Genomic DNA, 13,141 nt, shown 5'->3' on the forward strand with positions numbered 1-13,141 from the left:
CCTGGCGCTTTTCAGCTTTTGAGACAGGTCCCTCCATGCTGATGTCCTCCACCCAGCCCCTTGCCGCCCTCGAGAACGCCACCGAATTCGTGGCCCGCCATATCGGCATCGCGCCCGAAGACGAGGCCCACATGCTCAGCGCCATCGGCGCGGCATCGCGCGATGCGCTGATCGACGCCATCGTCCCGCCCTCCATCCGGCGCCACCAGCCCATGGCGCTGCCGCCAGCGTCCACCGAGGCCCAGGCGCTGGCCGAACTCAAGGCGCTGGCAGGCCGCAACCAGCTGCTCAAAAGCTTCATCGGCCAGGGCTACTACGGCACGCACACGCCCGGCGTCATCCTGCGCAACATTCTGGAGAACCCCGCCTGGTACACGGCCTACACGCCCTACCAGGCCGAGATCTCGCAAGGCCGCATGGAGGCCCTGGTCAACTTCCAGACCATGGTCTGCGACCTGACGGCCATGCCGATTGCCAACGCCTCCATGCTGGACGAGGCCACGGCGGCCGCCGAGGCCATGACGCTGGCCAAGCGCTCCGTCAAAAGCAAGAGCAACCGTTTCGTGGTGGCCGGCGATGCCCACCCCCAGACCATCGAGGTGATACAGACGCGCGCCGCGCCGCTGGGCATCGAGGTGCTGCTGGCCAACTCGCTGGAGGAATGGAACCAGCTGATGGAGGGCGACTACTTCGCCGTGCTGGCCCAGTACCCTGCCACCAGCGGCCGCATCGACGATCTGCGCGCCGACGTGGACAAGGCCCATGGCAAGCAGGCCGCCTTCATCGTGGCCACCGACCTGCTGGCGCTGACCCTGATCACGCCGCCCGGCGAATGGGGTGCCGACATCGTGGTGGGCACCACCCAGCGCTTTGGCATGCCCATGGGCGCCGGCGGCCCGCACGCCGCCTTCATGGCCTGCCGCGACGAGTTCAAGCGCTCCCTGCCCGGCCGCCTGGTCGGTGTGAGCGTGGACGTGCACGGCAAGCCCGCCTACCGCCTGGCACTGCAGACGCGCGAGCAGCACATCCGCCGCGAAAAGGCCACCTCCAACATTTGCACGGCCCAGGTGCTGCCCGCCGTGGTGGCCAGCATGTACGCCGTCTACCACGGCCCCGAGGGCCTGGAGCGCATCGCCCGCCGCGTGGCCTCGTACACGGCCATCCTGGCGCGCGGCCTGGCCGAGCTGGGCGCGCCGCTGCGCGAGGCGCCCAGCTTCGACACGCTGAGCCTGCACACAGGCGCGGCCACCCAGGCCATCGTGGAGCGTGCCGTGTCCCTGGGCGCCAACCTGCGCGTGTATTTCAAGGAATACCTGTGCATCTCGCTGGACGAGACCACCACGCGCGCCGATGTCGAGCTGCTGTGGAAGATCTTCGCCCGGGACGGCCAGGCCCTGCCCAGCTTCACCGCCTTCGAAAAGGGCGTGGAGCCGCTGATTCCCGACGGACTGCGCCGCAGCAGCGCCTTCCTCACGCACCCGGTGTTCAACACCCACCGCTCCGAGACCGCCATGCTGCGCTACATCCGCCAGTTGTCGGACAAGGACCTGGCGCTGGACCGCAGCATGATCCCGCTGGGCTCCTGCACCATGAAGCTCAACGCCACCAGCGAGATGATTCCCATCACCTGGCCCGAGTTCGCCCAGGTGCACCCCTTTGCCCCGGCCGACCAGCAGCAGGGCTATGCGGAACTGGACAAGCAGTTGCGCGACTGGCTGTGCCAGGCCACGGGCTACGCCGGCATCAGCCTGCAGCCCAATGCCGGCAGCCAGGGCGAGTACGCGGGCCTGCTGGCCATCAAGGGCTGGCATGCGAGCCGGGGCCAGTCGCACCGCAACGTCTGCCTGATTCCCAGCAGCGCCCACGGCACCAACCCCGCCAGCGCGCAGATGGTGGGCATGCAGGTGGTGGTCACCGCCTGCGATGCCAACGGCAACGTCGACATGGCGGACCTGGCGGCCAAGTGCGAGCAGCACAGTGCCAACCTGGCCTGCATCATGATCACCTACCCCAGCACGCACGGCGTGTTCGAGACCCAGGTCAAGGAGCTGTGCAAGCTGGTGCATGACCACGGCGGCCGCGTCTACGTGGACGGCGCCAACATGAACGCCCTGGTGGGCCTGGCCGCGCCGGGCAGCTTCGGCGGCGATGTCAGCCACCTGAACCTGCACAAGACCTTCTGCATCCCGCACGGCGGCGGCGGCCCGGGCGTGGGCCCCGTCTGCGTGGTCGAGGACCTCGTCCCCTTCCTGCCCGGCCATGCCACGGCAGGCCTTGCGGGCGGCACGGGTGCCATCAGCGCCGCGCCGCTGGGCAATGCGGCCGTGCTGCCCATCAGCTGGATGTACATCCGCATGATGGGTGCCCAGGGCCTGACCCTGGCCACCGAGACCGCCATCCTCAGCGCCAACTACATCAGCGCGCGCCTGCGCGACCACTACCCCACGCTGTACGCGGGCGAGCACGGCCATGTGGCGCACGAGTGCATCCTGGACCTGCGCCCGTTCAAGGAAAGCACGGGCGTCATGGCCGAGGACGTGGCCAAGCGCCTGATCGACTACGGCTTCCATGCGCCCACGCTGTCCTTCCCCGTGCCAAACACGCTGATGGTGGAGCCCACCGAAAGCGAAAGCCTGTACGAGCTGGACCGCTTCGTGGACGCCATGATCGCCATCCGCGAGGAAATCCGCGCCATCGAGCAGGGCCGCCTGCCCCAGGACGACAACCCGCTCAAGAACGCGCCGCACACGGCCGAGACCCTGCTGGCTTCGGAATGGACCCACCCGTACAGCCGCGAGGCCGCCGCCTACCCCGTGGCTGCCCTGCGCCAGTCCAAGTACTGGTGCCCCGTGGGCCGGGTGGACAACGTCTACGGCGACCGCAACCTCTACTGCAGCTGCATCCCGGTCGACGCTTACCTGAGCTGAAGCACCTGCCACCCAAAGGGGCGCTTGTGGCGCCCCGCCCGGCGCGCGTACACTGCGGCCCTGCCCGCGCCGGGCCCCGGTCCATCTGCCGGACGCCAGGCGCGGGCGACCAGGATTTGTGCGGCAGATGCCGCTTTCCCCAGCGCCAGCACGCGATGAGCAGCCAAGACCCTTCCGACCAGCCTCGCGACGACGAGCACCTGCCCCTGCATGCCTTGCTGGCGCCCGGCGCCGACCTGCCCCCCGTCGAACGTTTCCCCTCCTTCCAGCCCGAAGACGATCCGCTGCAGGCCCTGGTCGCCGAGCTGCGCAACTACCAGCGCGAGCTGGAGATCCAGAACCGCGTGCTGGACTACAGCCAGGCCGTGGCCGAAAGCGCCTCCGAGCGCTTCGAAGCCCTGTTTGCCAGCATTCCCCTGCCCCTGCTGGTGGTGGACGAGCACGACATGGTGGTGCAGGCCAACGCCATGGCGCACAGCGCCTTCCAGCCCACCGAGCATGACCGGCTGCTGGTCAATTTCGCGCCCTTCGTGCACCCTGACGACGCCGAGCGCGTGCGCGAGACCTTCGTTGCGGCACGCGAGCTGGGCCGCACCGAGGCCCACGAGGTCTGCTTCGACATCACCGAGCAGCACCAGCTGCGCGCCGACCTGCATGTGGCCTGCATCGCCATTCCGCAGCAAAGCGGCCCGCCCATTGCGCAGTACCTGTGCGCCGTGGTCGACCAGGGTCCGCTGCTGGCCGAGCGCCTGGCGCTGCAGCAGCGCAACCACCAGCTATTCCTGAGCGAGCGGCGGCTCGAATCGGTCATCAACTCGGCCCTGGACGCCATCATCTGCCTGGACCACGAGCAGCGCATCACCGTCTTCAATCCCACGGCTGCCGCCCTGTTTCTGTGTCCGCCGCACGACGCGCTGGGCAGTCCGCTGGAGCGTTTCCTGCCCGATGCGGCCCAGGCCCTGTCCTTTGCGCCACTTACCACGCAGGCCGTGCTGGGCGAGATGACGGCACGCACGGCCAGCGGCCGCGAAATCCCGGTTGAGGTCAGCGTCTCCTTCGAGCACCACAGCGGCGGCGAGACCACCACCGTGTTCGCGCGCGACCTCACCAGCCGCAAGAAGGCCGAGGCCCAGCGCAACGAGCTGGAAGACCAGCTGCGCGAATCGCACAAGATGCAGGCCCTGGGCACCATGGCAGGCGGCATTGCCCACGACTTCAACAACATCGTGGGCGCCATCCTGGGCAATGTGGAGCTGGCCAAGGCCGACTGCGGCGGCAATGCCGCAGCCATCGAAAGCCTGCAGGAGATCGAAAAGGCCGGCCGCCGCGCGCGCGACCTGGTGCGCCAGATCCTGACGTTCAGCCGCAATGAACCGCCGCAGCGCAAGCCCGTGCAGGCGCGCGAGGTCATGGGCGACACGGCGCGGCTGCTGCGCGTGACCCTGCCGCCCGCCGTGGAGCTGCAGGTGCACGTGCCGCCGCAGATGCCGCCCATGCTGGCCGACGCCATGCAGGTGGAGCAGGCCCTGTTCAACCTGTGCACCAATGCCATGCACGCCCTGGGCGAGCGGCGCGGCCTGATCCAGATGGATGCCGACCTGGTGCGCCCGGACCAGCGCCTGTGCGAGCGCCTGGGCCTGCCGCCCGTGAGCTATGTGGCGCTGTCGGTGCAGGACAACGGCCCCGGCATGGACGCACGCACGCTGCAGCGCATCTTCGAGCCCTTCTTCACCACCAAGCCCGTAGGCCAGGGAACGGGCCTGGGCCTGCCCGTGGTGCACGGTGTCATGCGCAACCACGGCGGCGCCGTGGACGTGTACAGCATCCCCGGCCAGGGCAGCCGCTTCACGCTGTACTTTCCTCCGGCCGACCCCCTGACGCCGGCCGACTCTGCACCGGCCGAGCCCCTCGCCGCCCAGGCGCTGCCCAGCGCACCCGAGCCCCTGGCGGCCGCGGAAACCCCGACCGGCCCGCAGTTCGCCCTGCTGCCCGACCCGCAGGCCGCGCAGCAGCATGTGATGTACGTGGACGATGACCAGGCCCTGGTCTTTCTGGTGCAGCGCCTGCTGCGCCGGCGCGGCTACCAGGTCAGCGGCTTCACCGATCCGCACGAGGCCATCGAGGCGCTGCGCGCCGCGCCGCAGGACTGCGACCTGCTGGTCACCGACTACAACATGCCCGGCTACAGCGGCATCGACCTGGTGCACGAGGCCCTGTCCATCCAGCCGCAGCTGCCCATCGCGCTGGCCTCGGGCTACATCACCACCGAGATCGAGCAGGCCGCATTGGCTGCAGGCGCCAGGGCCCTGGTCCACAAGCCCAACGACGTGGAAGAGCTGTGCGCCACGGTGCACAGGCTGCTGAATGAGCGGGGAACGGCTTGACCCCTGAGCAACGCGATGGCGGCACCAGTGCAGGTGGCGGCGCAGGCGTCATCTGCCTGCACGAGGATGCCGAACTGCTGGTGCTGGACAAGCCCAGCGGCCTGCTGTGCGTGCCCGGGCGCGGCCCAGACAAGCAGGACTGCCTGAGCGCCCGCGCCCTGCAGCGCTGGCCCGATGCGCTGGTCGTGCACCGGCTGGACCAGGCCACCTCGGGCCTGGTGATCATGGCGCGCAGCCTGGCCAGCCAGCGCCTGCTGAGCGAGGCCTTTGCGCAGCGCCGCGTGCACAAGCGCTATGTGGCTGTGGTGGCAGGCAGCCCCGCCGCGCGGCAAGCCGGCGCATGGCAGAGCATCGACCTGCCGATTGCCGCCGACTGGGAGCGGCGCCCGCTGCGCATCATCGATGCCGTGCAGGGCAAGCCCAGCCAGACCCTGTGGCGCGCCCTGCCAGGCGCGCAAGCTACCGAAGTCCGGGATGCAATCACCACGCGGGTGCAGCTGCAGCCCGTGACGGGGCGCACCCACCAGCTGCGCGTGCACATGGCAGCGCTGGGCCATCCCATCCTGGGCGATGCGCTCTATGCCGATGCCGCCGTGCAGGCGCTGTCGCCGCGCCTGCTGCTGCATGCGCAGCTGCTGGAGCTGGCGCATCCCCTGTCTGGCGAGACGCTGCGTTTCGAATCCGCCGCGCCGTTCTGATCCATCGCAGGAACACGCAAATCATCGCCACCGCGTACGTTGCTGCAATGCAACATTCAGCGTACGTGTTTCCCCTTCTTGCAGTTGGTCATCTTGACTTCATGAAGCACCGTCAGGGTGCATCGTCGGCATCAGCCGTTTTCTTCGGCCAAAACAGCCCCCGCCCGACGGCGCAGGCCGCGATGGGAGCCTTAGCGAAAAGCCTGTTGCCGCGCCAGCCCCGGGATACCCTGTTGCCATTGGTAACCAGGCGATTAACCTGTGCTTCTTTGCGCGGCTAGCCCCTACAGGAGCCACCGCGTTTTTCAGAACGCTTTACCCAAAGTTGAAGGAAGTACTCATGAGCATTCCGTTCCGCATGCACACCGTCGTCGCCGCCCTGGGTTTGGCTGGCGCCGCCCTGTTCTCCACAGCGCATGCGCAAATCAAGATCGCCATGGTGGTTCCCACCACCGGCCCGCTGACGCAGTACGGCGACATGGTCAAGGAAGGCGTGAACACCGCCGTGGAAATGGCCAATGCGGCCGGCGGCGTCAACGGCAAGAAGATCGAGCTGGTGTCCGTCGATGACGCCTGCGAACCCAAGCAAGGTCCCGTGGCCGCCAACCGCGTGGTCAACGCCAAGATCGGCTACGTGATCGGCCCCGTCTGCTCGGGCGCATCGATTGCCGCAGCCCCGATCTACAACAACGAAGGCGTGGTCGTGGTGACCCCCTCGGCGACGTCCCCCGCCCTGACCGACGGCAAGAACTACCACTTCATCTTCCGCACCATCGGCCGCGATGACCAGCAGGGCCCGGCCGCCGCCAAGTTCATCCTGGAAAAGGCCAAGCCCAAGAAGGTTGCCGTGCTGCACGACAAGCAGTCGTATGGCCAGGGCATTGCATCCTCCGTGCGCGACGACCTGAAGAAGGCCGGCGTGGAAGTGGCCCTGTTCGAAGGCATCAACGCCGGCGACAGCGACTACTCCGCCGTCATCACCAAGCTCAAGAGCGCCGGCGTGGACTTCATCTACTACGGCGGCTACCACCCCGAAATGGGCCTGCTGCTGCGCCAGGCTTCCGAGCAGGGCCTGAAGGTCCGCATGATGGGCCCCGAAGGCGTGGGCAACCCCGAAGTCAACGCCATCGCCGGCAACGCCGTCGAAGGCATGCTGGTGACCCTGCCCGCAGACTTCTCGGCCAACCCCAAGAACGCCGCCGTGGTCAAGGCCTTCAAGGACAAGAAGCGCAATCCTTCGGGCGCCTTCCAGCTGACCGCATTTGCCGCCACGCAAGTGCTGCTGGACAGCATCAAGGCCGTGGGCGACAGCCCCGCCAAGGTGGCTGACCACCTGCACAAGTCCAACTTCGAGACCGTTCTGGGCTCGGTGGGCTGGAACAAGCAGGGCGACCTGAAGTCCTTCGACTTCCAGGTGTTCGAATGGCACAAGGACGGCAGCAAGTCGGTCGCTGCCAAGTAATCCCCCTCCGTCTGACTGACCGGGGCACGCATTCGGCGTGTCCCGGTCGTCTGCATCCTGGCCTTTTAGGCCTTTTCCTGTTTTGGGGCGGCATTACACCATGTCAGAACTCTTACCTCAGCTGATACAGCAGCTGTTCAACGGACTGTCCCTGGGCGCCATCTATGCCCTGATCGCCATCGGCTACACGATGGTCTACGGCATCATCGGGATGATCAACTTCGCCCACGGCGACATCTACATGATCGGGGCCTACATCGGCCTGGTCACGCTGTCGGCCATAGGCACGCAAAGCGGCCTGCCGGTGTGGGCCATCATCGGCCTGATGCTGGTGGTCTCGGTCTTCGTCACCGGCGTCTATGGCCTGGTGGTGGAGCAGGTGGCCTACAAGCCGCTGCGCCGCAGTCCCCGCCTGGTGGCCCTGATCTCGGCCATCGGCATGTCCATCTTCCTGCAGAACTGGGTGGCCCTGGGCCAGGGTGCGCGCGACATGGCCGTGCCCTCGCTGCTGCCGGGCGCGCTGCGCTTCGGTGCCGAAGGCGGCTTCGAGATCTATGTGCCTTACTCGCGCATCCTGATCATCGTGGTGGCCATCGTGCTCATGGTGCTGCTGACGCTGTACATCCGCCACTCGCGCATGGGCCGCGCCTCGCGCGCCTGCGCCCAGGACATGCACATGGCCAGCCTGCTGGGCATCGACACCAACCGCGTGATCTCGTTCACCTTCGTGCTGGGCGCCATGCTGGCGGCCGTGGGCGGGGTGCTGATCGCGCTGGCCGTGGGCAAGCTCAACCCGTTCATCGGCTTTCTGGCCGGCATCAAGGCCTTCACGGCCGCGGTGCTGGGCGGCATCGGCTCCATCCCCGGCGCCATGCTTGGCGGCGTGCTGCTGGGCGTGGCCGAAACCTTTGCGGCAGCCTACATCTCGTCCGAGTACAAGGACATCGTGGCCTTCGGCCTGCTGGTGCTGATCCTGCTGTTCCGCCCCACGGGCCTGCTGGGCAAACCTGAAGTGGAGAAGGTCTGATGAAAACCAAACCCACTTTGAACCTGCGCGACGCCCTGATCGCCACGGTGATGACGGCCGTGGTCGTCACGCCCATCTTCGGCCTGCACCTGGAACGCGCCGGCACCCGCACCATCATCAACCCCGACTGGACGGTGGTGGCCTGGGCCTGCGCCCTGGTCTTCCTGGTGCAGCTGCTGCGCCCGCTGATCGCGGCGAAGATGCCCAAGGTCTCGCTGCCCTCGCTGCCGCAGGCGCGCCCCAGCCACCGCAACGGCCTGATGCTGGCGGCCCTGCTGATCGCCGTGTCCTGGCCCTTCTTTGCGGGCCGCAACGCGGTGGACATCGCCACGCTGGCCATGATCTACGTGATGCTGGGCCTGGGCCTGAACATCGTCGTGGGCTTTGCCGGCCTGCTGGACCTGGGCTTCGTGGGCTTCTACGCCGTGGGCGCCTACACCTATGCGCTGCTCTTCCACTGGGCCGGCTGGTCCTTCTGGGAAGCGCTGCCGCTGGCCGGTGCCGCTGCCGCGATGTTCGGCTTCGTGCTGGGTTTTCCGGTGCTGCGGCTGCGCGGTGACTACCTGGCCATCGTGACCCTGGGCTTTGGCGAGATCATCCGCCTGCTGCTGGTCAACCTGACCAGCATCACGGGCGGGCCGGACGGCATCTCCAGCATCCCCAAGCCGACAGTGCTGGGCCTGGAGATGACGCGCACCCCCTCCACCGAGGGCGGCACGACGTTCCACCAGTTCCTGGGGCTGGAGTTCAGCTCGCTGCACATGGTGATCTTCCTGTACCTGATGGCACTGCTGCTGGCCGTGGTCACGCTGTGGATCTCCAACCGCCTGGTGCGCATGCCCATAGGCCGCGCCTGGGAGGCACTGCGCGAGGACGAGATCGCCTGCCGCTCGCTGGGCCTGAACCCCATGAAGATCAAGCTGTCGGCCTTCACGCTGGGCGCCATGTTCGCCGGCTTCGGCGGCGCCTTCTTCGCGGCGCGCCAAGGCATCGTCAACCCCGAGTCCTTCACTTTCATCGAGTCGGCGCTGATCCTGTCCATCGTGGTGCTGGGCGGCATGGGCTCGCAGCTGGGCGTGATCATCGCGGCCATCTTGCTGACGGTGCTGCCCGAGCTGGCGCGCGAGTTCTCCGAGTACCGCATGCTGATCTTCGGCCTGGTGATGGTGCTGATGATGGTCTGGCGCCCGCAGGGCCTGCTGCCCATGCGCCGTCGCCATGTGGAGGTGCGCTCATGAGGCATGCCGACACCATGATTTTTGGGACAACAGATAGCAGCAAGGGCCGGCAATGAGCGAGTATTTGCTAGAAGTCAAAGACCTGTGCATGCGCTTCGGCGGCCTGCTGGCCGTGGACCACGTGGGCTTCAACGTGCGTCCGCAGGAAGTGTTTGCCATCATCGGCCCCAACGGCGCCGGCAAGACCACGGTGTTCAACTGCATCAGCGGTTTCTACCAGCCCAGCAGCGGCTCCATCGCGCTGGACGGCAGCGCCATCGAGGGGCGCAGCAGCCACCACGTGGCCAACCACGGCGTGGTGCGCACCTTCCAGAACGTGCGCCTGTTCAAGTCCATGACGGTGCTGGAAAACCTGCTGGTGGCACAACACCGCCGCTCCGGCGTCAACCTGCTGTCGGGCCTGTTCAACACGGCGGGCTACCGCCGCAGCGAAGAGGAAAAGATCGAGAGCGCCCTGCACTGGCTGGACGTGATGGGCCTGCGCGAGTTCGTCAACCGCGAGGCCGGCAACCTGGCCTACGGCCACCAGCGCCGCCTGGAGATCGCGCGCTGCATGATCACCAAGCCGCGCGTGCTCATGCTTGACGAACCCGCCGCCGGCCTGAACCCGCAGGAGAAAAAGGACCTGCAGGGCCTGATCGACCAGCTGCGCCGCCAGTACGGCATTGCCGTGCTGCTGATCGAGCACGACATGGGCCTGGTCATGGGCGTGTCCGAGCGCATCCTGGTCATGGAGTACGGCAAGCCCATCGCCATGGGCCTGCCGGATGCCATTCGCAACGATGAACGGGTCATCAAGGCCTATCTGGGAGAAGCCTGATGCCTGCCATGCTGCAACTGGAGAACATCTCCACCCACTACGGCGCCATCTGCGCGGTCGACAGCGTCAGCCTGCACGTCAACCAGGGCGAGATCGTCTCGCTGATCGGCTCCAACGGCGCCGGCAAGACCTCGCTGCTGATGACGGTGTGCGGCAACCCGCGCGCCAGCTCGGGCCGCATCTCGTTCGAGGGCGAGGACATCACCCAGCTTCCTTCGCACCACATCATGCGCAAGGGCATTGCGGTCTCGCCAGAAGGGCGGCGCATCTTCTCGGACCTCACGGTCACCGACAACCTGAAGATGGGCGGATTCTTCCTGGACAAGCCGCAGATCGAGGCCGGCATCGAACATGTGTTCGGCCTCTTCCCGCGCCTGCGCGAGCGCGCCCACCAGCGCGCCGGCACCATGTCGGGCGGCGAGCAGCAGATGCTGGCCATCGGCCGCGCGCTGATGAGCAAGCCCCGCCTGCTGCTGCTGGACGAGCCCACGCTGGGCCTGGCGCCGCTGATCATTGCGCAGATCTTCGAGATCATCCAGACCATCCGCGCCGCTGGCGTCACGGTCTTCCTGGTCGAGCAGAACGCCAACCGCGCCCTGCAGATCGCCGACCGCGGCTATGTGCTGGAGACCGGCAAGGTGGTGCTGGAGGACACCGGCGCCAACCTGCTGACCAACGACGCCGTGCGCCGCGCCTACCTGGGCGCCTGACAACGCACAGGCGCCTGTCGCTCCACGGGCCCGCCCTTTGGCGGGCTTTTTTCTTTTCACGCGCAGATCGCACAGTGGTCTGGTCCTGCGCGGCCGATTGTGGGGTCTGCGGCCTGGGCGCAGGCGTTATAAAACACGTCCCTGCCTCTCATTGCTCCCCCACGCCCATGAACGCCCCCGCCCCCCATGACATGCTGCACCCCCTGGCCATCGACGTGGTGTCCGTGCAGTCCCAGGTCGTCTACGGCCGCGTTGGCAACAACGTGGCCATGCCCACGCTGCAGGCCCTGGGACTGGCGGCGGCAGCCGTGCCCACGGTGGTGTTCAGCAATACGCCGCACTATCCCAGCATCCACGGCGGAGCAATTGCCGCCGAGTGGTTTGCGGGCTATCTGCAGGACCTGGGCGCGCGCGGCGCGCTCAGGCAACTGCAGGCCGTGCTGGCCGGCTACCTGGGCGGGCCGGAACAGGCCGGGCTGCTGGCGGACTGGGTGGCGGGCCTGCTGCAGCAGCGCCCCGGCCTGCGCGTGGTGGTGGACCCGGTGATCGGCGACCACGACAGCGGCATCTATGTGGACCCCGCCATGGTCGAGGCCTACCAGCGCCACCTGCTGCCCCTGGCCGACGGGCTGACACCCAACCATTTCGAGCTGGAACGGCTGACCGCGCGCCCTGTGCACGGCATGGACGATGTGGTCCAGGCCGCGCGCAGCCTGCTGACCGGCCGCACGCAGTGGGTGGCCGTGACCAGCGCGGCGCCCGAGCTGGGCGGCGAGCATGCACTGCGCATGCGCGTGGCGCTGGTCACGCGCGAGGACGTGCATGTGGTCACCCACGCGCGCGTGGATGCGGTGCCCAAGGGAACGGGCGACTTGTTCAGCGCCGCGCTCACCGGCCACTGGCTGCAGGGCGCCAGCCTGCGCGATGCGGCCGAGCGCGCCTGCGAACGCATCGTGCAGGCGCTGGAGCATACGCGGCAGGCGCGCAGCGCCGAGCTGCTGCTGCCCTCGGACCCCGTCGCCGCCCGGGCAATGACCGCGCAGGCAGCACCGGCAGCACGGGCACAAGCGATACCATCGCCCGCATGAACAATGCATCGCCTCTCCTTTCCCTGACGATTCTCACGGGCGCTTCGCGCGGCATGGGCCTGGCCATGGCCCGGCAACTGCTCGATGCCGGCCATGAGCTGGTCACGCTGTCGCGCTCCACCAGCGAAGACCTGAACCGGGCCGCCGCCACGGCAGGCGCCCCGCTGCAGCAGTGGAGCGTGGACCTGGGCGAGCCCGAGGCAGCGGCCCGCAGGCTGGGCGAATGGCTCGCCGGGCTGGACGCCACGCGCTACGCCAGCGTCACCCTGATCAACAACGCGGGCGTGATTCCGCAGATCGCGCCGCTGTCGCAGCTGCGGCCCGCCGACATCGCCCAGGCCATGCGCGTGGGACTGGAGGCGCCCATGCTGCTGACGGCCGCCTTCCTGGCCGCCACCGAAGGCTGGACGGCCGTGCCGCGCAAGGTGCTCAACATCTCTTCCGGCCTGGGGCGGCGCGCCATTGCCTCGCAGGCCTCCTACTGCGCGGCCAAGGCCGGCATGGACCATTTCAGCCGCAGCGTGGCGCTGGACGAGGCGCTCAAGCCCCACGGCGCGCGCATCTGCTCGCTGGCGCCCGGCGTCATCGACACCGACATGCAGGTGCAGCTGCGCAGCGCCGATGCCACAGCCTTTCCCGACGCAGGCAACTTCGCCCAGCTCAAGGAGGGCGGCAAGCTGTCCACGCCCGAGCAGGCCGCCACCCTGGTGCTGGGCTGGCTGCAGCGCGCGGATTTTGGCGAGCAGGTCGTGGCCGACGTGCGCCAGCCCTGAACGTACGGGTCTGG

The 13,141-nt window shown here is 67.9% G+C and carries 10 protein-coding genes; all 10 read left to right on the forward strand.

Annotated elements, in window-relative coordinates; genetic code table 11:
- Window positions 1-35 precede the first annotated feature (35 nt).
- The 10 genes from gcvP (at window position 36) to ACN20X_RS19875 (ending at window position 13,127) form a co-directional block, all read left to right on the forward strand.
- Window positions 36-2,927 (forward strand): aminomethyl-transferring glycine dehydrogenase, encoded by a 2,892-nt coding sequence (gene gcvP / locus ACN20X_RS19830; protein ID WP_473209782.1) that lies wholly within the window; start codon window positions 36-38, stop codon window positions 2,925-2,927.
- Window positions 2,928-3,082: 155 nt separating this feature from the next.
- Window positions 3,083-5,311, forward strand: coding sequence for a PAS domain-containing hybrid sensor histidine kinase/response regulator (locus ACN20X_RS19835; protein ID WP_017404836.1), 2,229 nt, complete (start codon window positions 3,083-3,085; stop codon window positions 5,309-5,311).
- Complete coding sequence (locus ACN20X_RS19840; RefSeq protein WP_310043998.1) at window positions 5,308-6,009, forward strand: RluA family pseudouridine synthase; 702 nt, start codon at window positions 5,308-5,310, stop codon at window positions 6,007-6,009. The genes ACN20X_RS19835 and ACN20X_RS19840 overlap by 4 nt, the downstream gene beginning before the upstream one ends.
- Window positions 6,010-6,349: 340 nt before the next feature.
- On the forward strand, window positions 6,350-7,471 hold the full coding sequence (locus tag ACN20X_RS19845; protein WP_016446333.1) for a branched-chain amino acid ABC transporter substrate-binding protein: 1,122 nt from the start codon (window positions 6,350-6,352) through the stop codon (window positions 7,469-7,471).
- Window positions 7,472-7,571: 100 nt separating this feature from the next.
- Window positions 7,572-8,498, forward strand: a complete 927-nt coding sequence (gene livH / locus ACN20X_RS19850) for a high-affinity branched-chain amino acid ABC transporter permease LivH (protein WP_016446334.1) — start codon at window positions 7,572-7,574, stop codon at window positions 8,496-8,498.
- Entirely contained in the window at window positions 8,498-9,736 is a 1,239-nt protein-coding gene (locus ACN20X_RS19855; protein WP_016451503.1) for a high-affinity branched-chain amino acid ABC transporter permease LivM, read from the forward strand. The genes livH and ACN20X_RS19855 overlap by 1 nt, the downstream gene beginning before the upstream one ends.
- A 52-nt stretch (window positions 9,737-9,788) precedes the next feature.
- Complete coding sequence (gene livG, locus ACN20X_RS19860) at window positions 9,789-10,556, forward strand: high-affinity branched-chain amino acid ABC transporter ATP-binding protein LivG (RefSeq protein WP_016446336.1); 768 nt, start codon at window positions 9,789-9,791, stop codon at window positions 10,554-10,556.
- Between the two features lie 8 nt (window positions 10,557-10,564).
- A complete protein-coding gene (locus tag ACN20X_RS19865; RefSeq protein ID WP_026062223.1) occupies window positions 10,565-11,266 on the forward strand; it encodes an ABC transporter ATP-binding protein in 702 nt (233 codons plus the stop codon).
- Window positions 11,267-11,433: 167 nt separating this feature from the next.
- Window positions 11,434-12,354, forward strand: a complete 921-nt coding sequence (gene pdxK / locus ACN20X_RS19870; RefSeq protein ID WP_252651965.1) for a pyridoxine/pyridoxal/pyridoxamine kinase — start codon at window positions 11,434-11,436, stop codon at window positions 12,352-12,354.
- Window positions 12,351-13,127 carry an SDR family NAD(P)-dependent oxidoreductase gene (locus ACN20X_RS19875; RefSeq protein ID WP_277849847.1) on the forward strand — a complete coding sequence of 259 codons (777 nt, stop codon included), beginning with the start codon at window positions 12,351-12,353 and terminating at the stop codon, window positions 13,125-13,127. Before pdxK ends, ACN20X_RS19875 begins: the two co-directional genes overlap by 4 nt.
- The last annotated feature ends 14 nt before the right edge of the window (window positions 13,128-13,141 follow it).

The sequence above is a fragment of the Delftia sp. PX-1 genome, assembly GCF_055797465.1.